The sequence below is a fragment of the Novosphingobium aerophilum genome (assembly GCF_014230305.1).
GTDB lineage: Bacteria > Pseudomonadota > Alphaproteobacteria > Sphingomonadales > Sphingomonadaceae > Novosphingobium > Novosphingobium aerophilum.
In genome coordinates this window covers 1-22,169 of record NZ_JACLAU010000025.1, presented here as the reverse complement: position 1 = coordinate 22,169, position 22,169 = coordinate 1, and the positions used below count along the sequence as shown (strand labels likewise).

The following is a 22,169-nucleotide window of genomic DNA, read 5'->3' as shown; positions in this document are numbered from 1 at the left end:
GGCGCAAAGAGCCGGTCGCGACCACGGCCGCGCAGGGGCTATGCTCAGGATCCGGGCAGGGTCAGCGCAGGAGCAGGAAGGCGCCCGCGGCAAGGCCGGCCACGATCCGGTACCAGGCGAACGGGGCGAAGCCGCGGCGGCTGACAAAGGCGACGAAGCCCTTGATGACCGCCAGCGCGACCACGAACGACACGGCGAAGCCGATCGCGATCTCGCTCCAGCCGACCGGCCCGGCGCCGCTCATCAGCGCGGCCCGGTTGTCGTGCAGTTCCAGCACGGTCGCGCCCAGCATGGTCGGGATCGCCAGGAAGAAGCTGAATTCGGCGGCGGTGCGCCGCTCGATCCCCATCGCCAGCGCGCCCATGATCGTCGCCCCCGACCGGCTGACCCCCGGGATCATGGCGATGCACTGGACCAGGCCCACCCCGATCGCCTGGCGCGCGGGCAACTGGCCGATCCCGGTGGCCGGACCGGGCTTGGCCGTGCGTTCGATCGCCAGGATGGCGAAGCCGCCCAGCACCAGCGCGACGCAGACCACCAGGGGACTGCCCAGCATGACGTCGATGTATCGCTTGGCGGCCAGCCCGATCACCACCGAGGGCAGGAAGGCCAGGAGCAGGTTGCGCAGGAACGCCAGGCTCAGCGGCTCAAGCTTGAGCAGCCCCAGGCCCACCGCCCAGAAGGTGCGCCAGTACTGCACCACCACGGCCAGGATGGCGCCCAGCTGGATCACCACGTTGAACACCTTCCAGGTGTCGGCATCGAACCCGAACAGCTCGGTGGCCAGGATCAGGTGCCCGGTCGAGGAGACGGGCAGGAACTCGGTCAGGCCCTCGACGATGCCGAGCAGGATGGCGGTGATGGTCAGCGTCATGGCCGCGCGTCATGCCGGGCGGCAGCGACACTGGCAAGCCGTCGCGCCCGTCATGGCGGATTTGTCATCAAGGTCCGGTGCAGGCCTCCCCGCCGGCAGCGGGAAGGACTGGTTCCTCACCAGATGCGGATGCGCTGCTCCGGAGGCAGGTACAGCGCGTCGCCGGGCTTGACCCCGAAGGCCTGGTACCATTCGGGGAAGTTGCGGACGATGCCGTTGACCCGGTACTTGGCCGGCGAGTGCGGATCGATCAGCAGCAACTGCCGGGCGGTTTCCTCGCGGTACTTCGAGCGCCAGACCTGGGCATAGCCCATGAAGAAGCGCTGATCGCCGGTCAGGCCGTCGATCACCGGTGCCGGCTTGCCCCCCAGCGACAGCTTGTAGGCGCGATAGGCCAGGCTGACCCCGCCGATATCGCCGATGTTCTCGCCCAGGGTGAGCCGGCCGTTGACGCAGGTCTTGCCGCCATCGAACGGACAGAGCTTGTTGTACTGATCGACCAGACGGTCGGTCAGGGCGACGAAGTTCTTCTTGTCCGCATCGGTCCACCAGTCGCGCAGATTGCCGGTGCCGTCGAACTTGGCGCCCTGGTCGTCGAAGCCATGGCCCATCTCGTGGCCGATCACCGCGCCGATCGCGCCATAGTTCACCGCCGGATCGGCCGACAGGTTGAAGAACGGCGGCTGCAGGATGGCGGCCGGGAAGACGATCTCGTTGCGCTGCGGGCTGTAGTAGGCGTTGACCGTCTGCGGCTGCATGTACCATTCGCTGCGGTCGATCGGCTGGCCGATCCGCTTGTCATAGAATGCCGACTGCCAGGTGCTCGCCGCCAGCGCGTTGGCGAAGGCGGTGTTGGGGGCCACGGTCAGCCCGGCATAGTCCTTCCACTTGTCGGTGCTGCCGATCTTCGGGGTGAAGGCGGCCAGCTTGGCTTCGGCCTGGGCGCGAGTGGCCGGGCCCATCCACGACAGCTCGGCCAGGTTGGCGGCCATCGCCTTGCGCAGGTTGCCGACCAGTTCGGTCATTGCCGCGCGGTTGGCGGCGGGGAAGTAGCGGGCCGCGTAGATCTGGCCGAGCAGGTCGCCCAGTTGGCGCTCGACCACGTCGACGGCCCGCTTCCACCGCGCGCGCTGTTCGGGCTGGCCCGACAGCAGCTTGCCATAGAACGCGAAGTTCGCGTCATCGATGCGCTTGGGCAGGTACGCGGCGTGACCGGACAGGAACCGGGCCGCGAGCCAGGCCTTCCACACGTCGAGCGGCTGGCTACGGATCAGCCCCAGGGCGGCGGGGATGCCGCCGCCGACCTTGGCCTTCAGATCATCCGGGGTCAGCCGCGCCTTCTCGATCTGCTCGGGGGTCAGCGGCAGCTCGGCCATGATCACCGCCGGCGCGGCCGCCGCAGTGGGCCCGTTGGCGCGGATGAAGGCCAGCAGGTCAGCCCCGCCTGGCAGGGCGGCAATCTCGGCCACGGTCAGCTTGTGATAGGTCAGATCGCTGTCGCGGCTGACCGCGCGGTCCCACGAGGCGCGGGCCAGTTCGGTCTCCAGCGCATAGACCTTCTCGGCCATGCCCTGCGGATCGGCGATCCCGGCCTCGCCCAGCAGCATGGCGGTATAGGCCTTGTACTGCGCGCGGATCGGCGGGAAGCGGGGGTTGTCCGACAGGTAGTAGTCACGGTCCGGCAGGCCGAGGCCGCCCAGCGAGAGCTGCAGGGCATAGCGGTCGCTCTGCTTCGGGTCGGCGTCGACCCCGGCGTCGAACGGGCTGGGCAGCCCGGGCGCGGCGAACAGCGGCAGGAGATCGTCGGCGCTGCGCACCGCGGCGATCTTGTCCAGCAGGGGCCGCGCCGGGGTGAGCCCGGCCGCCTCGATCGCGTCCTGGTCCATGAAGGCGGTGTAGACCGCCAGGATGCGTCCTTCGTCGCTGCCCGGCGCGGGCTTCTTCGCCGCCAGATCGTCGAGGATCGCGCGGACGCGGGATTCCGACAGGGCGCGAAGCTGGTGGAACGAGCCCCATGCGGTGCGATCGGAGGGGATCTCGAACTGGTCGACCCACTTGCCGTTCACGTACCGGAAGAAATCGTCGCCCGGTTTCACCGCGCGGTCGATCCACTGGGTCTGGAGCCCGGCCTTGCCCCAGTCACCCACCTCGTCGCTGGCGGCAGCGGCGGCGGCGGCCGGTGCGGACGGGGTCGGGGCGGCGGTCTGGGCGGTCGCGGGGGCGATCAGGGTGAGCGCCAGCGCAGCTCCGCTGGCGGCGAGCAGGAAAGCCTTGGTCATGAGGAACTTGGTCCGGTCAGTTGGCAGGGGATGCGGTTACGGATGCAACCATGCGGGCACCATATCGCCTCGTGCGTTTGGCGCAACCGTCCTGTTATGGGGCGGTTTTTGGGCCGATGTGCGCCGCTTCAGGTCGCGGGAACGGTCTGGTCGTCGAACTGCAGCGAGGCCAGGCGCGCATAGAGCCCGCCTTCGGCGATCAGCCGCTGGTGGGTTCCCTGCTCGACGATTCGCCCGCCGTCCATCACCACGATGCGGTCCGCCTGGCGCACTGTGGCGAGCCGGTGCGCGATCACCAGGGTGGTGCGGCTGGCCATCAGCCGGTCGAGCGCGTCCTGGACCAGTCGCTCGCTCTCGGCGTCGAGCGCGCTGGTCGCCTCGTCGAGCAGCAGGATCGGAGCCTGGCGCAGCAGCGCGCGGGCGATGGCGATCCGCTGGCGCTGCCCGCCGGAGAGGCGCGCGCCGTTCTCGCCGAGGAAGCTGTCGAGCCCTTCGGGCAGCTCGCGGAGGAAGGATTCGGCATTGGCGGCGCGGGCGGCTTCCCAGATCGCCTCGTCCGAGGCGTCCCAGTTGCCATAGCGCAGGTTGTCACGCGCGCTGGCGGCGAACAGGATGCCCTCCTGCGGCACGATCGCCATGCGCCGGCGCACTTCGGCGGGATCGGCCGAGGCGAGCGGCACCCCGTCGAGCTTGATCGTGCCCGCCTGCGGATCGTAGAACCGCTGGGCGAGCTGGAACACGGTGGACTTGCCCGCGCCCGAAGGCCCGACCAGGGCGACGGTCTCGCCCGGCTCGATGGTCAGGCTGAACTCGCTGATGGCGGCCATGTCCGGGCGTGCGGGATAGCGGAACGAGACCCGCTCGAAGCTCAACTGGCCGCGCGGGGGCGCCGGCAGGGCGATCGGCCGCTCGGGCGCCGCGATCAGGGGCTTTTCGTTGAGCAACTCGTTCAGCCGGCTCGCCGCCCCGGCACCACGCAGCAGGTCGCCATAGACCTCGGTCAGGGCGCCGAAGGCCCCGGCAACCAGCAGCCCGGTCAGCACGAACGCGGTGATCGTGCCGCTGCTGAGGGCCCCGGTGGCCACGCTGATCGACCCCTGCCACATGATCACGGCGATCGATCCGAACACCAGGACCATGACCATGGCGGTCATGACCGCGCGAATCTTGATCCGGCGCCGCGCCGCCGCGAAAATCGCCTCCGCCGAAGTGGCGAACCGATCCGCCTCGCGGTCTTCCTGGTTGAAGGACTGGACCACGCGCATCGCGCCGAGCACCTCGGTCACCAGCGCGCCAACATCGGCAACCCGGTCCTGGCTGAGGCGGGAGGCCTTGGACAGGCGGCGTCCGAACCAGACGATGGGCGCGATGATCAGCGGAATGGCGATTACCAGCTGCAGCGTGAGGCTGGGCGACAGGTAGAACAGATAGCCCGTGCCGATGATCCCGGTGATCAGGTTGCGCAGCGCGATGGAGACCGTTGTCCCCACCACCACCTCGATCTGCGAGGTGTCCGAGGTCATCCGTGAAGAGATTTCCTTGGGGCTGTTGGCTTCGAAGAAGCTGGGGGGGAGCCGCAGCAGGTTGCGCTGCACGGCCTCGCGCAGGTCGGCCACGACCCGTTCGCCCAGCCAAGATACCCAGTAGAAACGGACCGCCGTCGCCAGGCCCAGCACCAGGATGATCACCAGCAGGCCTTCGAAGGCGTGGTTGATCTCGTCCGTGCTGGCGCCGGCCCCGAAGCCATGATCGACGATCATACGGGCCCGCATCGGGATGGCCATCGTCGCCAGCGACGAGGTCAGCAGCGCCGTGACCGCAAACAGGATCTGGCGCGGATAGCGGCCGGCCATGGCCCAGACCATCCGCAGCGGACCGAGATCGCGGGCAGGCTTGCCTTCCGGCACGTCGGACGTGGCAACACGGGCAGAAGGTCTTCGAGCCATGGTCCGGCCCCTAGCGCAGCGCGGGCTCCGGAAAAAGATGCACACGCGGGCTTGACGAAATTTAACCCGGCCATGCAACCTTTGTTGCATTGCAAAACGGGCGGCCCGGGCGCATCTCTGCCCCCTCGGGAGATGCGCGCCCGGCGCCGCAGGACAGGAAGACCGAAGTGCTGTACAACGCCTATGAACTGAACCGTGCGCTGCTGACCAGTGCCAGCGCCTGGGCATCGGTCACCGCGGAGCTGCTCAACAACCCGGCCCTGCCCATGGGCTACATGGGGCTGGGCCCGGTCATGGCCTCGGCGCTCGACGTCTTCGCCCATGCCGCCGCGCCGCGCGGCAAGCCCGACTTCGGCATCGCCACCGTGACGGTGCAGGGCGTTGCCCACCCCGTGACCGAAGCGATCGTGATGCGCCGGCCTTTCGGCAACCTGCTGCGCTTCAGCCATCCCGGGCTGCCCGCCGGAGCGCCGAAACTGCTGATCGTCGCCCCGATGAGTGGCCACTTCGCCACCCTGCTGCGCGGCACTGTGGCGCGAATGCTGGAGAGCGCCGAGGTCTTCATCACCGACTGGGCCGATGCCAAGTTCGTCGCGACCGAGGAAGGCCCGTTCGATCTGGACGACTACATCGACTACATCGTCGGGTTCCTGGAATACATCGGTCCCGGCACGCATATGCTGGCGGTGTGCCAGCCTTCGGTCCCGGCGCTGGCCGCCACGGCGGTGATGGGCGCCAACCGGCACCCCTGCCGGCCGGCGACACTGACCATGATGGGCGGCCCGGTCGACACCCGCGAGGCGCCGACCAGCGTCAACGACGTCGCGGTCAATCGCCCGCTGTCGTGGTTCAAGCACAATGTCATCGCCACCGTGCCGCTGGGCTATCCGGGTGCCGGGCGGCGGGTCTATCCGGGCTTCCTGCAGCTCGCCGGGTTCCTGTCGATGAACCTCCAGACCCACCTGATGAGCCACTGGCAGATGTTCCAGCACCTTGTGGAGGGCGATGGCGAGAGCGCCGACGCGAAGAAGGCGTTCTATGACGAGTACCGGTCGGTCTGCGACATGACCGCCGAATTCTACCTCCAGACCATCGAGCACGTGTTCCAGCGCCACTCGCTGCCGAAGGGCGAGCTGGAGCATCGCGGGAAGCGAATCGATTTGGGGGCCATCACCGACACCGCGATCCTGGCGATCGAGGGCGAGAACGACGATATCTCGGGGATCGGCCAGACCAAGGCCGCGCTGAAGCTGACGACCGGGCTCAAGGAATCGCGCAAGCAGTATCTGCTCGCGCCCGAAGTCGGGCATTACGGGATCTTCAACGGCAGCCGCTGGCGCACGCGGATCGCGCCCGAGGTGGAGGGCTTCATCGCCCGCCACGGCCGCCGCAAGGGCTGAGCCGACTGTCGGCGCCTGCCGGACCCGATCAGGCTGGGCCAGGGCGCAGTCTGGGGCGGGGCCCCGGGGCATTGAGCGCGCGCTGGGCCGGCAGCTCGATCCACCTGTGGGACAGTCCGGAGACGATCAGCAGCACCGCGATGAACAGGGCCAGCCGCAGGGCGTCGAGCTGCAGCGCGTCATCCACCAGCAGCAGCTTGAACGCGATGAACAGGCCGAAGTGGCACAGGTAGGTCGAATAGCTGACCTCGCCCAGCCAGTGCAGCGGTCCGCGCGCCAGTCGCGCGGTGATCGGTCCGCGCGCCAGCGCCAGGCCGAGCAGGAGCTGGAGCAACAGGGCCGGAACCCAGGCGGTTTCGGGCAGGTCCAGGGCCAGGCCGGCCGCGCCGGTCGCCAGGGCTCCGGCGCCCCCCAGCCAGGCGAACCGGGCGGCGGCGGGATGATCGTGCCAATGCTGCCACAGGCGCGCCGCCAGGGTGCCGGCGGTGAACTCGATCAGGCACCGCGGCAGGCCGAGGTGGACGATCTCCGCGCCCAGGATGCGGTGACCACCCGCCGCGAAGAGCGCGTGGAGCACGGTGAGCAGCACGGCCAGACCGCCGAGCAGCGCGGCCGGGCTCCATTCGCGACGGGTCAGCCAGGCGATCAGCGGGAACAGCAGATAGGCGCCCAGCTCGGCGCTGATCGACCAGGCCGGGTGGTTCCACGTCAGCCGCGGGGTGAAGCCCCAGTTCTGGACGAGCAGCAGGTGGAGCGGCAGTTCGCCCAGCGGATAGCCGGCGCGATCACGCCCGGTCAGCGCCAGCAGCGCGACGAAGCCGCAGAACCCGGCGAGGACCACCGCGTGCAGCGGCCAGATCCGGGCAATCCGCCGCCACCAGAACCGGCCCACCGTGGCCGCATCCGGCCGGGCGAAGCGCGCGCCATAGTTCAGCCACAGCACGAAGCCCGACAGCATGAAGAACAGGTCCACCGCGAGATAGCCCTTGGCCAGCACCGCGATCAGCGGGGCCGGGAGCAGTCCGGTCAGGGTCAGGCGGATGTGGTAGAACACCACGTACCACGCCGCGAGGCCGCGCAGCCCGGTGAGGGCTTCGAGCCGGGCGGCCGGGGCGGCGCTCACGGCGTTGCCTCCTGCGGTAGTCGCAGACCGTGGCGCAGCCCATGGCGCAGGCCCGAGGCCTGGCGGTCCCCCGGGCGGGGCGTGGCCCGGTCAGGGCCGCCATGGCGCCGCTGCACCTGTTCGGCGAGGGCGATCTGCAGCCCGATCAGCATGAACATGAAGGGCTGGAAGGCGATGCCGACGAACATGGCGCCGAACAGATAGACGCAGTGCCCCGCCTGCAGGGCCTGGGCCAGGGCGCGGTCCTGGCGATCCAGCCGGTCCTCGCTGCGGCGCAGGCGGCGCTGGATGAATTCGAGCTGGACCAGCCCCGACAGCTGGAGCGTCAGCCACATCGCCAGCCCCGGCCAGCCCTGTTCGCCCAGCATCTCGAAATAGGCCGAGTGGTAAGCGCGGGACTTGTCCTGGGCGATGCGCTGGGTGACCGAGGTCTGGCTGCCGCTGGTCGCCACATCGCGCAGCACCACGGTGACCCGGTTGCCGCGGTAAGCGTCGAAGCCGCCACCCAGCGGATGGTCGAGCGCATAGCCCACGGTCCATTTCCACACCGCCACCCGGGTCGAGGCCGACTGGTCGGCGCCGTGGTTCTCGATCGTGCTCATCCGCGCGGTATAGCTTTCCGGCAGGAAGGGCAGGGCAATCACCGGCACGGCGGCCATCAGCGCGAGGTACAGCATCCGGCGCTTGACCGAGCGCAGCGCCAGCAGCGCCAGGATCACCAGGCAGATCAGGCCGGTGCGGGTCTGGGTGCCGATCGGGATCAGCGCGCAGGCGAAGCCCAGCGCCACGGCGAACAGGGTGACCGCCCGGCTTGGCGGAAAGATCGTGCCGTGGCGGGCCAGCCAGGCGATCAGCGGGATGACCGCGACCGCCACGGTGGACAGGGTGCTGCCCTCGTAAAGCCCGGCGTTCTCGGCCACCAGGGTGACCAGCTCGCCATAGCCCCCGCCACCCGAGGCGATCGTCTTGATCCCGCCGTCGATCACGATGGCTCCGGCCGTCAGCACCATGAACAGCACCGCGGCCTCGATGCGCAGCCGGGTGCGCAGCGCCAGCGGCAGGAACAGGGCGAAGACCAGGCATTTCCACACCCAGGCCCACTTGTCGGCGGCAGAATCGGGGAAGTCGGCGGCAAGCGTCGTGGCCCCGCAGTACATCAGCAGCAGCAGGATCAGGCCCTGGCGCCAGGTGAACCGGCTGCCCGTTTTCTCATCCAGCGCGAGCCACCCCCCGAAGGCGAGCACGAAGGTGATCAATGAGACCGGGAGCGAAGCCAGCAGGAAGTACGAGATCTTCTGCGGCGTCAGGATATCGACATAGAGGTAGGCCAGCACCCAGAGGAACGGCCGGCGCAGGCCGATGGCCAGCAGGCCGAACAGGAATCCGGCCAGGGACAGGTCAAGCATGGCTGTCCGATCCCGTCCCGGCGCCCGGGCCATGGCTGTCCGTCGCTTCGTTGGGCAGCCGCAGTGTCCGGCTGACCCCGGTCGCGGGGCGGGGACGCCGCCCGTCCGAGGCGCGCTCCTGCGCCGGATCGGGGTCCTGATCGAGATCGTCGCGCAGCAGCAGGCGCCAGACGGCCAGCGCCATCAGCGCATGCGTGAGCGCGAGCGAGAAATAGTCCACCATGGTCGCCCCGGCCTACACGCACGCGGTTGACGGCGCGTTAAGCCTTACCGGCTAGCACCGCAGCCATGCTCCGCGTCCTGCATGTCCTCGATCACTCGCTGCCGCTGCACAGTGGCTATACCTTCCGCACGCGCGCGATCATGAAGGCCCAGCAGGCGACCGGGGTCGACGTGCGCGGAATCACCGGGATCCGGCAGCACCAGGGCGGAGCCGCGACGACCCGCCCGGGGACGGCGGCCGATCGCGACGAGGTCGATGGCCTGGTGTTCCATCGCACCCCGGGCGAGGTGAGCGGTCCGGCGGGGCTGCGCGAATGGCGCGAGATCGCCGCCCTGGCCCGCGCGATCGAGCAGGTCTGCGGCGAATGGCGGCCCGATGTGCTGCATGCGCACTCCCCCGCGCTCTGCGGCATGGCCGCGCTCCGCGCCGGGGCCCGGCTGTGCCTGCCGGTGGTCTACGAGATCCGCGCCTTCTGGGAGGATGCCGCGGTCGGCAACGGCACCGGCCGGGCCGGATCGCTGCGCTACCGGCTGACCCGCGGGCTGGAGAACCGGGTGATCGCCGGCGCCGATGCGATCGTGACGATCTGCGCCGGCCTGCGCGACGATCTGGTGGCGCGCGGGGTGGCCCCGGGCCGCATCACCCTGTCCCCCAATGGCGTGGACCTGTCGCTGTTCGGCGCCGTCGCCGCGCCCGATCCGGCCCTGGCGGCCCGGCTTGGCCTCTCGGCTGGTGACGGGACCGCCAGCGGCCCGGTGATCGGCTTCATCGGCAGCTTTTACGATTACGAGGGGCTCGACGTGCTGATCGACGCCATGCCCGGGCTGATCGCGCGCCAGCCGGGGGCCCGCCTGCTGCTGGTTGGTGGCGGGCCGATGGACCGGGCGCTGCGCAGCCAGGCGGCAGCCTCCCCGGTTGCCGATGCGATCCATTTCACCGGCCGCGTGCCCCATGCCGAGGTCGAGCGCTGGTACGCGCTGATGGACATCATGGCCTATCCCCGCAAGGCGAGTCGCCTGACCGATCTGGTGACTCCGCTCAAGCCGCTCGAGGCCATGGCCCAGGGCAAAATCGTCGCCGCCTCGGCGGTCGGCGGACATGCCGAACTGATTGCCGACGGGGTCAACGGCGTGCTGTTTCCGCCCGACAGCCCGGCCGCTTGCGCCTCGGCCCTGGCCGAACTGGCAGCCCGGCGGGACGATTGGGACCGCCTGCGGGACCAGGGTCGTGAACACGTCCGCAGCCACCATGACTGGTCCCGCAACGTGAGTCGTTATCAGGCCGTTTACCAAACCGTGCTAAGGGCAGGGAATCGGCAAGAGCTGCCGGATGCGGCATGATCGCCGCCGAGAAGGTGAGAAGCTGGCGGAAACGATGACGTCCAAGGCAAGGCCAATCTCCAGGACCGGGGCCCCGATGAGCAGCCACCCGCTGTTCCCGGCCGCCATCGCGGTGTGGTTCGCCACGCTGTTCGGCATGGCGAGCATGGTCCTGCGGGCCCAGACGCTGGAAGGCGCCGTCCGTGCCCTGCATATCGATCTGGTCGTGCCCGCTGCGGCCCCACCGCTCGGTTTCACCGCGCGCCTGCTGATCGCCCTCCTGTTCGCCCTGTTCGGTGCCGCGCTGGGCTTCCTGCTGGCGCGGGTGGTCGTGGCCCGGGGTGCCGGGCGCGGGGGTCGGGCCCAGACGTCCCGGACAAAGCCTTCCCCCGCAAAGTCGGCCCGTGGCAAGTCGGCCCGTGGCAAGTCCCGGCGCGCTCAGCCCGACCCGGCGGCTGCCACGGCGGACGACAACGATGATCTGGCGCGGCTGGATGCCGCCCGCGAAGCCGCGCCGGTGCGTCGGCGCGGGCTGGGCGGACTGACCGCGACAGCGCCCGACAGCGCCCCCGGCGAAGACCCTTACGCCGCGGTGCCGGGATCCTTGCCCGGGCCCTCGATCCTCAATCTGGGCGATCTCGAAGCGGTCGAGCCGCTGATGCCGCCCCCGCCGCTTCCGCCGGTCGCCGACGATCTCCCGCCACCCTTCGCCACGCCTGAGTGGCGCGCGCCAGAACCCGCGGTGCCGAGCGGCCGCCAGGATTGGCCGGCCCGTTCCGAGGCCCTGCCCGAGGCCCACCCCGAACCCCTGCCCGAACCCCTGTCCGCGCCTTTCGCCGCCACAGGCCCGGCGCATGAGGACAAGCCGGCCGACATCGCGGACCCGATCGTCGTGTCGCCCTTCGGACCCCGCGCCCTGGCTGCCGCGCTCGAGGCCGCCCGTGGTGGCTCCGCGCTGCTCGCCGCGGCCGAGCCCGAGGTGATCCTGTCCTTCCCGGCCCCGCCCGCGCCCCCGGTTACGGCTGATGCCTCGGCGCATCCTGCCGACAGGGTCGAACCAGCAGCGACGCTCCCGCAGGATCTTCCGCCCGAGCCCGCGGCCTCCACCCCGCGCCGACTGGTCCCACGGGCCGGCAACGCGGCACAGATTCTCCGCGAGGCGCCGCTCGAATCGCTGGGTGTGGTCGAACTGGTCGAGCGGTTCGCCCTGGCCCTCGCCGCCCGTGCCGACCGCGATGCCGCCCGCGCGGAAGCGCAGGCGGAGCCCACTCCCGCGACCGCGCGGGCCGTTGAGCCCGCGGCGAACCCCTTCGCTGCCCCCCGGGTGGCGCCCGCTCCCGCCCCGACCGCATCTCCCGCCCCCCGTCCGGCGCTGATCCGGGCTCCCGCGCCCGAACTGGCCGCGCCGCCTCCCTTCGCCGCTCCGGCCCAGTCCGCTCCCGCCAAGTCCGCTCCCGGGCGTCCGTTCGACGTGCCCGAGATGCTCCGTTCGCCCCTGCCGGGCGGGAACGTCGAATGGTTCGACGACGAGGACGAGGCCGACCACGCCCTGGCGTCGCTGTTGCCCCCCCGCCTGTCCGACGAGCGATCCGGCTTCCCGGCTGCGACGGCAGACGTCACAGCCCATGACCATGGTCACGAGGCCGGGTTCGGCGAGTTCGGTTCGGCCGATGGTCCGTTCGAGGATGATGCCGAGGACGATGAAGCCCCGGGGGATCGCTTCAGTTCGCTGCTGAGCATGAAGCCCAGCATCCGTCCGCGCCCGGCCGAGGATGCGCCGGCGCCGGTCCGCCTGGCGGGTGGGGGCCAGTTGGCCGATGGCCAGCCGGGCGATCCGGCGGTGACCGAGGAGGCCCTGCGCAATGCGCTGGCTGCGCTGCAGCGGATGAGCGGAGCGGCCTGACCCTCCCGCAAGTCCCGATCCTCGGGCGAATTCGTATCGAGCGGCGAACCGCACTAGGTTCGCGGTTGCAAAATGATTATCCTGTCGTCATGGGCGGTCTTTGCGACACATCATCGCTTTTTGCGGTGGCTTGAGTCGCATTTTAGTACTCGCCATGGAACCGGCGCCACGGGGGGCGTGCGGCGTACAGGATAGGACAATCGATGGGATTTCCGCAGGCCCAGGGCCTTTATGATCCACGGAACGAGCACGATGCGTGCGGTGTCGGCTTTGTCGCCCATATCAAGGGCGCCAAGAGCCATGCGATCATTACCCAGGCGCTGGAAATCCTCAAAAACCTCGATCATCGCGGTGCCGTCGGCGCCGATCCGCTGCTGGGGGACGGCGCGGGCATCCTGATCCAGTTGCCCGATCAACTGTTCCGCACATGGGCGCAGGGCGCCGGGATCGATCTGCCGCAGCCGGGCGACTATGCCGTGGCCATGTGCTTCCTCCCCCAGGACGAGGCCAGCCGCACCCTGATCGTCGAGACCTTCGAGAAGTTCATCGCCAAGGAAGGGCAGAAGCTGCTCGGCTGGCGCGACGTGCCGGTCACGCTCGACGGGCTCGGCCAGACCGTGCTCGAATCGATGCCGCTGATTCGCCAGTGCATCGTCGGCCGGGGGGAGAACTGCGCCGATCAGAACGCCTTCGAGCGCAAGATCCTGGCGATCCGCAAGCAGACCCAGAACCCGCTGGCGGCCCTGGCCGAAAAGCACGGCCTGCCGGGCGTCGCGCAGCTCTACATGCCCAGCTTCTCGACCCGGACGATTGTCTACAAGGGTCTGCTGCTCGCCACCCAGGTCGGCTCGTTCTACGACGATCTGCGCAACCCGGACTGCGTCTCGGCGCTTGGCCTGGTTCACCAGCGCTTTTCGACCAACACCTTTCCGAGCTGGAAGCTGGCGCACCCGTTCCGGTTCATCGCCCACAATGGCGAGATCAACACCGTGCGCGGCAACGTCAACTGGATGAACGCGCGCCGCCGCACGATGGAATCGGAGCTGCTCGGCCCCGATCTCGACAAGATGTGGCCGCTGATCCCGCACGGCCAGTCGGACACGGCCTGCCTCGACAACGCGCTCGAGCTGCTGGTCGCGGGCGGCTACAGCCTGGCCCATGCGGTGATGATGCTGATCCCGGAAGCCTGGGCCGGCAACCCGCTGATGGATCCCAAGCGCCGCGCCTTTTACGAATACCACGCCGCGCTGATGGAGCCGTGGGACGGTCCGGCCGCCGTGGCCTTCACCGACGGTCAGCAGATCGGCGCCACGCTGGATCGCAACGGCCTGCGCCCCGCCCGGTTCTGCGTGACCGCCGACGATCTGGTGATCATGGCCTCCGAAAGCGGCGTGCTGCCGATCAAGGAGGACAACATCGTCCGCAAGTGGCGGCTCCAGCCGGGCAAGATGCTGCTGATCGACTTCGCCGAAGGCCGCATCATCGAGGACGAGGAGATCAAGGCCCAGCTCGCCAGCGCCGAGCCCTATGAGGACTGGCTCGAGGCGGCGCAGTACAACCTCAAGGACCTTGAGGTGATCGAGCCCGAACTGGCCGCCCTGCCGGTGGAGACGACCAGCCTGCTGGATCGCCAGCAGGCCTTCGGCTACACCCAGGAGGATGTGACCAAGTTCCTCGAGCCGATGGGCGCGCAGGGAGACGATCCGATCGGGTCGATGGGCACCGACACCCCGATCGCGGTGCTGTCGAACCGGTCGCGCCTGCTCTACGACTATTTCAAGCAGAACTTCGCCCAGGTCACCAACCCGCCGATCGACCCGATCCGCGAGGAGCTGGTGATGAGCCTGGTGTCGATGATCGGCCCGCGCCCGAACCTGCTGGGCCATGACGCCGGCACGCACAAGCGGCTCGAGGTTGACCAGCCGATCCTGACCAATGCCGACCTCGCCAAGATCCGCTCGGTCGAGGCGGCGCTCGACGGGGCGTTCCGCACCCACACCATCGACATGACCTGGGACGCCGCCAGCGGCGCCGCCGGGCTGGAAATGGCGATCAAGGAAATGTGCTGGGCCGCGACCGACGCGGTGCTGGCCGACAAGAACATCCTGATCCTGTCGGATCGTGCCCAGGGACCGGACCGCATTCCGATGCCGGCGCTGCTGGCGACGGCGGCGGTGCACCATCACCTCGTCCGCCAGGGCCTGCGCATGCAGACCGGGCTGGTGGTCGAGACCGGCGAGGCCCGCGAGGTGCATCACTTCTGCGTGCTGGCGGGCTATGGCGCGGAGGCGATCAACCCTTACGTCGCCTTCGAGACCCTGGAGGACATCCGCGTCCGCAAGGGCCTGCCGCTGACCGCCTACGAGGTGCAGAAGAACTACATCAAGGCGATCGGCAAGGGCATCCTGAAGGTCATGTCCAAGATGGGCATCTCGACCTACCAGTCGTACTGCGGCGCCCAGATCTTCGACGCGGTCGGCCTGTCGAGCCAGTTCATCGAAAAGTACTTCACCGGCACGGCGACCACGATCGAGGGCGTCGGGCTGCAGCAGGTGGCCGAGGAAACCGTCCGCCGCCACGCTGCCGCCTATGGCGACAGTCCGATCTACCGCAACATGTTGGATGTGGGCGGGATGTACGGCCTGCGTCTGCGGGGTGAGGAGCACGCCTGGACCGCGCAGAACATCGCCGCGCTGCAGCATGCGGTGCGCGGCAACATGCCCGAGAAGTACAAGGAATTCGCCCAGACCATCAACGACCAGTCCGAGCGGATGCTGACCATCCGCGGGCTGATGGAGTTGAAGAAGGCGGATCAGCCGGTGCCGATCGACGAGGTCGAACCCGCCAGCGAGATCGTCAAGCGCTTCGCCACCGGCGCGATGAGCTATGGCTCGATCTCGTGGGAGGCGCACACCACGCTCGCGCTCGCCATGAACCGGATCGGCGGCAAGTCGAACACCGGCGAGGGCGGCGAGGATCCCAAGCGCTTCCTGCCCCTGCCCAATGGCGATTCGATGCGCTCGGCGATCAAGCAGGTGGCCTCGGGCCGGTTCGGGGTGACCACCGAATACCTGGTCAATGCCGACGACATCCAGATCAAGATGGCCCAGGGCGCGAAGCCCGGCGAGGGCGGCCAGTTGCCCGGCCACAAGGTCGACAAGACGATCGGCGCGACCCGCCATTCGACCCCGGGGGTCGGCCTGATCTCGCCGCCGCCGCACCACGACATCTATTCGATCGAGGACATCGCCCAGTTGATCCACGATCTCAAGAACGTGAACGGCAAGGCGCGGATCTCGGTCAAGCTGGTGTCCGAAGTGGGCGTCGGGACCGTGGCGGCCGGCGTTTCGAAGGCGCGGGCCGACCACATCACGATCTCGGGCTATGAAGGCGGCACCGGCGCTTCGCCGCTGACCTCCCTGACCCATGCCGGATCGCCCTGGGAGATCGGCCTGGCCGAAACCCAGCAGACGCTGCTGCTCAACAACCTGCGCAGCCGTGTCTGTGTCCAGGCCGACGGCGGCCTGCGCACCGGGCGGGACGTGGCCGTGGCCGCGCTGCTCGGCGCGGACGAGTTCGGCTTTGCCACCGCGCCGCTGATCGCGGCCGGCTGCATCATGATGCGCAAGTGCCACCTCAACACCTGTCCGGTCGGGGTCGCCACCCAGGACCCGGTGCTGCGCGCGCGCTTCACCGGCCAGCCGGAACACGTGATCAACTACTTCTTCTTCGTCGCGGAGGAGTTGCGGGCGATCATGGCCGAGATGGGCTTCCGCACCCTGGCCGAGATGGTCGGCCGGGTCGACCGGCTCGACACCCGCAAGGCGATCCACCACTGGAAGGCCGAGGGCGTCGATCTGTCGCGCCTGCTGCACCAGGTCGATCCGGTGCCGGGGACCACGCTCAACTGGTCGGGCACGCAGGACCACGGGCTGGAACACGCGCTCGACAACGATCTGATCGCCGCCGCCGCCGAGGCTCTCGACAGCAAGGCCCCGGTGCGGATCGAGCGCAAGGTGATCAACGTCAACCGCACCGTCGGCGCGATGCTGTCGGGCGAGGTGGCCCGGCGCTATGGCCATGCCGGCCTGCCCGACAACACGATCAACATCGCGCTGACCGGAGTGGCCGGGCAGTCCTTCGCGGCTTTCCTGGCTCACGGCATCACGCTCGACCTGACCGGCGACGCCAACGACTATGTCGGCAAGGGCCTGTCGGGCGGCCGGGTGATCGTCCGCCAGCCGACCCATGTCGATCGCGATCCGACCGAAAACATCATCGTCGGCAACACCGTGCTCTATGGCGCGATTGCCGGTGAGGCGTTCTTCAACGGCGTGGCCGGTGAACGTTTCGCGGTGCGCAACTCGGGCGCGGTCGCGGTGGTCGAGGGCACCGGGGACCACGGCTGCGAGTACATGACCGGCGGCGTGGTGATGGTGCTCGGCCGGACCGGGCGCAACTTCGCCGCGGGCATGTCGGGCGGTGTCGCCTATGTCTATGACGAGCATGGCCAGTTCGGCCAGCTCTGCAACATGGCCCAGGTTGACCTGCTGCCGATCGCCCCGGGTCGCGACGAGGACGAAGGTGCCGGTCGGCCGCAGCAGCGCACCAACGGCGCTTCCGATCCGGGCATGGGCGACATGCTGCGTCATGACGCCGATCGCATTCGCATCCTGCTCGAACGCCACCACCTCCACACCGGCAGCAAGCGCGCGCGCGCCCTGCTCGACGATTTCGACGCCGCTCTGGCGAAGTTCGTCAAGGTGATGCCGCGTGACTATGCGAAGGCACTCAAGCAACTCGAGGCCGAACGGCTCGCCGCCGCTTCGGTGGCTGCGGAATAAGTTAGGGTAAGCACATCATGGGCAAGGAAACCGGCTTTCTCGAGCTTGATCGCAAGGACCGCGGCTATGCGGACCCCAAGGAGCGCCTGAAGCACTACAAGGAATTCGTCGTTCCGCATCCCGAGCCTGAGCTGAAGGCCCAGGCTTCGCGCTGCATGAACTGCGGCATTCCCTACTGCCACAACGGCTGTCCGGTGAACAACATCATCCCGGACTGGAACCACCTGGTCTATGAAGGGGACTGGAAGAATGCACTGGAAGTGCTGCATTCGACCAACAACTTCCCCGAGTTCACCGGCCGCATCTGCCCCGCCCCGTGCGAGGCGAGCTGCACGCTGAACATCGTCGACCAGCCGGTGACGATCAAGTCCATCGAATGCGCGATCGTCGACAAGGGCTGGCAAGAGGGCTGGATCACGCCGCAGCCGCCCAAGGAGCGCACCGGCAAGACCGTGGCCGTGGTCGGCTCGGGCCCGGCCGGACTGGCGGCGGCGCAGCAGCTGGCGCGGGCAGGCCATTCGGTGACCGTGTTCGAGAAGAACGACCGGATCGGCGGTCTGCTGCGCTACGGCATTCCCGACTTCAAGATGGAAAAGCACCTGATCAACCGGCGCGCGGTGCAGATGGAGGCCGAAGGCGTCCAGTTCCGCACCTCGACCGAAATCGGGGTCAATGTCTCGGTCGAATCGCTGAAGGCCAATTTCGACGTGATCGTCCTGGCCGGCGGGGCCGAGGATCCCCGCAAGCTGGAAATCCCGGGGGCGGAGCTGCCTTCGGTCCGGCTGGCGATGGAGTTCCTGACCCAGCAGAACAAGCGCAACGCCGGCGATGACGAGCTGCGCGCCGCCCCGCGCGGATCGCTGACCGCCACGGGCAAGCACGTGATCGTGATCGGCGGCGGCGACACCGGGTCGGACTGCGTCGGCACCTCGAACCGGCAGGGCGCGCTCTCGGTCACCCAGCTTGAGATCATGCCCAAGCCGCCCGAGAAGGAAAACAAGGCGCTGACCTGGCCGAACTGGCCGCTCAAGCTGCGCACCTCGTCCAGCCACGAGGAAGGCTGCGAGCGTGACTTCGCGGTCCTGACCAAGCGTGTCGTGGGCGAAAACGACGTCAGCGGCCTGGAATGCGTCCGGATCGAATGGGTCGACGGCAAGATGCAGGAGGTCCCCGGCAGCGAATTCACGCTGCAGGCCGACCTCATCCTGCTGGCGATGGGCTTCGTCGGTCCCAGGAAGCAGGGTCTGCTCGACCAGGCCGGGGTCGATCTGGATCCGCGCGGCAATGTCGCGGCCAACGTGGTCGATTACCAGACCAGCGATCCGCAGATCTTTGCCTGTGGCGACATGCGGCGCGGGCAAAGCCTGGTGGTCTGGGCGATCCGCGAAGGCCGCCAGGCCGCCCGCGCGGTCGATCTGGCGCTGATGGGCCAGAGCCAACTGCCGCGCTGAGCGGGGCCAACCGGGACAGGGAAAGGGCGGGCCGCGCGGTCCGCCCTGTTCGGTTGGCGATCGCTCCGCAGCCGGCCATCATGGCCTGGCCTGTGGTCAGCCCAGCGGAAAGGTCCATGCGCATGTCCCGTCTGTCCGGTCCCGTCGCGATCGCCGCCATCCTGCTGGCCACGGCCTGCCATCAGCCCCCCCCGGCATCCGATGCGCCGGCCACGCCGGCTGCGGCGCCCTCGGTCGAGGCTGCCGCGACACCCGCACCGCCGGTCGCGCCGATCCCGGCTCTGCCGGGACTGAGCTTCGGCCAGCCCATCCCGGCAGGAGGCGCGTGGCGGGCCGATGCTGCCCAGATTTCGGATGAGTGCCGGACCTACACCGCGCGGGCCTTTCCCCGATCCTATGCCATCGTCATCGCGGGGCGGCTGGAACGGGTCACCTTCGGCCGCGGCTCCGGCTTCCGCCTGCCGAACGGCCTGGCCCCCGGCAGCACCGAAGACGAAGTGCGCCGCGCCCTGCCGGACCTGATGGCCGAACCGCACAAGTATGCCGAGGCTCCCGCCAAGTACCTGACCTCGTCCCGCCTCGCCCCCGATGCGGTCGGGCTGCGGTTCGAGATCGATCCGGACGGCACGGTCGGCCAGATCCATATCGGCCTGCCCTCGTCCCTGTCGCTGGTCGAAGGTTGCGCCTGATCCCCCCGCGCGGGGGCCTTTGCGGTTCCTTAGCAAAGCCCTGTTAGCTGGCCGGGCATGCCGGTGATGCACACAGTCCAGATGCTCGGGGTGATTGGCGCGGCGTCTTACCTCGCGGCGCGGGTGGCGCGTGCCAGTCGGCGGGGTGCCTTCCACCGCTATGCCATCCTGGCCCAGCCGCGCGCCGGATTGCCGGCCATGCCGCGCGGCTATCGGGTGGTCGAACTGGAGCCTGCGGCCCTGGCGGCGCACGAGGTCGATGCCGACGCCGCCACCCGGGCGCTGCGCTTTGCCGCCGGGCTCACCTGCCTCGGCGTGTTCGATCCGCGCGGGGCGCTCACCGGGCTGATCTGGCTGGGCACCGGAACCTATCGGGAGGACGAGGTCGCGGTGCGCTTCCACCTGCCGTCGGGCGCATGCTGGGACACCGGACTATGGATCAACCCGCGCCATCGGCTCGGCCGCAGCTTCGCCGCGCTGTGGGCCGGGGTGGCCGAGTGGATGGACCAGCGCGGGCTGACTTGCTCGCTCAGCCGTATCGCCGACTACAACCTGCCCGCGCTGACCGCGCATCGTCGGATGGGGGGCACGGTGGTGGCCCATCACAGCTTCCTGAGGATCGGGTCCTGGCAGTGGTCGCGCACGACACGGCCCCGGCTGGTGCGGGTGGATGCCACCGCGCCGATCCCTGATCTTGACCTGACCGGGCTGCGGTCGATCGCCGCCTGATCGTCCATCCCCTTCCCTCGCTGGCCCAAGCAGGCTAGCGCGGGCACCATGATCCGGCTGTCCGATCTCGCCCTGCCGCTTGACCACGGCCCCGACGCGCTGGAAGCGGCGATCGTCGACCGGCTTGGCCTGACCCCCGGCGCGCTGGAGCGCTTCACCGTGGTCCGGCGCGGCAACGATGCGCGCAAGAAGACCGCGATCAAGCTGGTCTATGTGATCGATCTGGTGGTGCGCGACGAAGCTGCCGTGCTGGCGCGTCATGCCGACGACAGTCACGTGCGTCCGACCCCCGACACCTCCTACCGCTTCCCGGTGCGCGCGCCCGCGGGCTATGGGGGTGAACGTCCGGTGGTGATCGGGGCGGGCCCGTGCGGGGTGATGGCGGCGCTGATCCTGGCCCAGATGGGGCTGAAGCCGATCATCATCGAACGCGGCAAGGCCGTGCGCGAGCGGACCAAGGACACCTGGGGCCTGTGGCGCCGTTCCGAGCTGAAGCCGGAAAGCAATGTCCAGTTCGGCGAGGGCGGGGCCGGGACCTTTTCCGACGGCAAGCTCTACAGCCGGATCAAGGACCCGCGCCACCTGTCGCGCAAGGTCCTGACCGAATTCGTCAAGGCCGGCGCGCCCGAGGATATCCTGACCGAGGCGCACCCGCACATCGGCACCTTCCGCCTGGTCACCATGGTCATGTCGATCCGCGAGACGATCGAGAGCCTGGGCGGGGAGTACCGCTTCGAGACCCGGGTCGAGGACTTCGCGATCGAGACCACAGCCGACGGCGGACGCGAGTTGGCCGGGCTGCACTTGTCCGACGGCAGCTATCTGCCCGCCCGCCACGTGATCTGCGCGGTCGGCCATTCGGCGCGCGACACCTTCCACGCGCTGCATGACCGGGGCGTTTTCGTCGAGGCCAAGCCCTTCGCCATCGGGGTGCGGATCGAACACCCGCAGAGCTGGATCGACCGGGCACGCTATGGCCCCAACGCCGGCAACAAGGTGCTGGGCGCCGCCGCCTATGCGCTGAGCCACCGGGCCAGCAACGGGCGCACGGTCTATTCGTTCTGCATGTGCCCGGGTGGCCGGGTGGTCGCCGCGACCAGCGAGGAGGGGCGTGTCGTCACCAACGGCATGAGCCAGTACTCCCGGGCCGAGTTCAATGCCAATTCGGGCCTGGTCGTGGATATCGATCCGGTGCGCGACTATCCGGGCGGGCCGCTCGCCGGGATCGATTTCCAGCGCAAGTGGGAAAGCCTGGCCTTCACCGCCGGGGGCAGCAACTACCGCGCGCCGGGCCAGAAGGTGGGTGACCTGCTGGCCGGGCGGCCCTCCTCGGGCGATTTCGGCGCGGTGGTGCCCAGCTACCAGCCGGGCGTGACCCTGACCGACCTGTCGCTCTGCCTGCCCGACTTCGTGATCGCCGCGATCCGCGAAGCGCTGCCGGTGTTCGGGCGCCAGATCAAGGATTACGATCACCCCGACGTGGTGCTGACCGGGGTCGAGGCGCGCACATCCTCGCCGGTGCGCTTCACCCGCGGCGCGGATTTCCAGAGTCTCAACACCCGCGGTCTCTATCCCGCAGGCGAAGGCGCGGGCTATGCTGGCGGGATCCTCTCGGCCGCGGTCGACGGGATCAAGGTCGCCGAGGCGCTGGCGGCCGATCTGCTGGGCTAGGGAAAGGGCCGAGCCGGAATCCAATTGGTGAAGCAATAGTCTGAATGTCTTATATTTTGTTGGGCAGTTGGAGCGCCAATCCATCAATCGGTCCATCACGGCTGAATTCAAAATGGGTTCAATTCCCAAAGCCGGAATCGAGAATGGCGCACTCCTAGCCGAATCACCTCGCGCATGGGCAGATCTTGGGACTTGTACGAACCCGCTGGCGCGGGAGTGGTGCTTGCCTTGAGGTCAGCCCGCTGATCTGCAGCCTGGTCGAAGTTGAGGTCTGCGGCGAGTAGGCAGACGATCGCGGCTCCTTTCAACCAA

General features: G+C 69.0%; 15 protein-coding genes. 8 read left to right on the top strand and 7 right to left on the bottom strand.

The window, feature by feature from the left end; translation table 11 throughout:
• Positions 1 to 61 precede the first annotated feature (61 nt).
• From H7F49_RS13615 to H7F49_RS13605, 3 genes are all read right to left on the bottom strand, one after another.
• Positions 62 to 874 carry an undecaprenyl-diphosphate phosphatase gene (locus H7F49_RS13615; RefSeq protein WP_185684128.1) on the bottom strand — a complete coding sequence of 271 codons (813 nt, stop codon included), beginning with the start codon at positions 872 to 874 and terminating at the stop codon, positions 62 to 64.
• Between the two features lie 116 nt (positions 875 to 990).
• Positions 991 to 3,153, bottom strand: a complete 2,163-nt coding sequence (locus H7F49_RS13610; RefSeq protein ID WP_185684127.1) for a M13 family metallopeptidase — start codon at positions 3,151 to 3,153, stop codon at positions 991 to 993.
• 128 nt (positions 3,154 to 3,281) lie between these two features.
• The gene (locus H7F49_RS13605) at positions 3,282 to 5,099 is read right to left on the bottom strand and encodes an ABC transporter transmembrane domain-containing protein (protein WP_185684126.1); all 1,818 of its coding nucleotides are present in this window, start codon (positions 5,097 to 5,099) and stop codon (positions 3,282 to 3,284) included.
• A gap of 167 nt (positions 5,100 to 5,266) precedes the next feature.
• On the opposite strand from H7F49_RS13605, the gene H7F49_RS13600 reads away from it, so the two are divergent.
• The gene (locus H7F49_RS13600; RefSeq protein ID WP_185684125.1) at positions 5,267 to 6,499 is read left to right on the top strand and encodes a polyhydroxyalkanoate depolymerase; all 1,233 of its coding nucleotides are present in this window, start codon (positions 5,267 to 5,269) and stop codon (positions 6,497 to 6,499) included.
• Positions 6,500 to 6,527: 28 nt separating this feature from the next.
• Here the strand turns inward: H7F49_RS13600 and H7F49_RS13595 are convergent, their stop codons facing one another.
• From H7F49_RS13595 to H7F49_RS13585, 3 genes are read right to left on the bottom strand one after another with little or no spacing between them, the layout of a single operon-like run.
• Positions 6,528 to 7,622 carry an acyltransferase family protein gene (locus H7F49_RS13595; protein WP_185684124.1) on the bottom strand — a complete coding sequence of 365 codons (1,095 nt, stop codon included), beginning with the start codon at positions 7,620 to 7,622 and terminating at the stop codon, positions 6,528 to 6,530.
• Entirely contained in the window at positions 7,619 to 9,028 is a 1,410-nt protein-coding gene (locus tag H7F49_RS13590; protein ID WP_185684123.1) for a DUF5935 domain-containing protein, read from the bottom strand. Before H7F49_RS13590 ends, H7F49_RS13595 begins: the two co-directional genes overlap by 4 nt.
• A complete protein-coding gene (locus H7F49_RS13585) occupies positions 9,021 to 9,251 on the bottom strand; it encodes a hypothetical protein (protein WP_185684153.1) in 231 nt (76 codons plus the stop codon). Before H7F49_RS13585 ends, H7F49_RS13590 begins: the two co-directional genes overlap by 8 nt.
• Positions 9,252 to 9,316: 65 nt before the next feature.
• Here H7F49_RS13585 and H7F49_RS13580 point away from each other — a divergent pair, with 65 nt between their 5' ends.
• From H7F49_RS13580 to H7F49_RS13550, 7 genes are all read left to right on the top strand, one after another.
• Positions 9,317 to 10,591 (top strand): TIGR04063 family PEP-CTERM/XrtA system glycosyltransferase, encoded by a 1,275-nt coding sequence (locus H7F49_RS13580; protein WP_185684122.1) that lies wholly within the window; start codon positions 9,317 to 9,319, stop codon positions 10,589 to 10,591.
• 76 nt (positions 10,592 to 10,667) lie between these two features.
• A complete protein-coding gene (locus tag H7F49_RS13575) occupies positions 10,668 to 12,473 on the top strand; it encodes a hypothetical protein (protein WP_185684121.1) in 1,806 nt (601 codons plus the stop codon).
• Between the two features lie 203 nt (positions 12,474 to 12,676).
• Positions 12,677 to 17,317 carry a glutamate synthase large subunit gene (gltB, locus tag H7F49_RS13570; protein ID WP_185684120.1) on the top strand — a complete coding sequence of 1,547 codons (4,641 nt, stop codon included), beginning with the start codon at positions 12,677 to 12,679 and terminating at the stop codon, positions 17,315 to 17,317.
• 17 nt (positions 17,318 to 17,334) lie between these two features.
• Positions 17,335 to 18,768, top strand: coding sequence for a glutamate synthase subunit beta (locus tag H7F49_RS13565; RefSeq protein ID WP_185684119.1), 1,434 nt, complete (start codon positions 17,335 to 17,337; stop codon positions 18,766 to 18,768).
• 122 nt (positions 18,769 to 18,890) lie between these two features.
• Positions 18,891 to 19,457: a hypothetical protein gene (locus tag H7F49_RS13560; protein WP_185684118.1), complete on the top strand. Its 567-nt coding sequence runs from the start codon at positions 18,891 to 18,893 to the stop codon at positions 19,455 to 19,457.
• Positions 19,458 to 19,523: 66 nt separating this feature from the next.
• Entirely contained in the window at positions 19,524 to 20,186 is a 663-nt protein-coding gene (locus H7F49_RS13555; RefSeq protein WP_214647821.1) for a hypothetical protein, read from the top strand.
• Between the two features lie 48 nt (positions 20,187 to 20,234).
• Positions 20,235 to 21,857, top strand: a complete 1,623-nt coding sequence (locus tag H7F49_RS13550) for an NAD(P)/FAD-dependent oxidoreductase (RefSeq protein WP_185684116.1) — start codon at positions 20,235 to 20,237, stop codon at positions 21,855 to 21,857.
• Positions 21,858 to 21,964: 107 nt separating this feature from the next.
• Here H7F49_RS13550 and H7F49_RS19345 read toward each other — a convergent pair.
• Positions 21,965 to 22,169: hypothetical protein (locus H7F49_RS19345; protein WP_214647820.1), on the bottom strand; the 205-nt coding region annotated here is incomplete at its 5' end.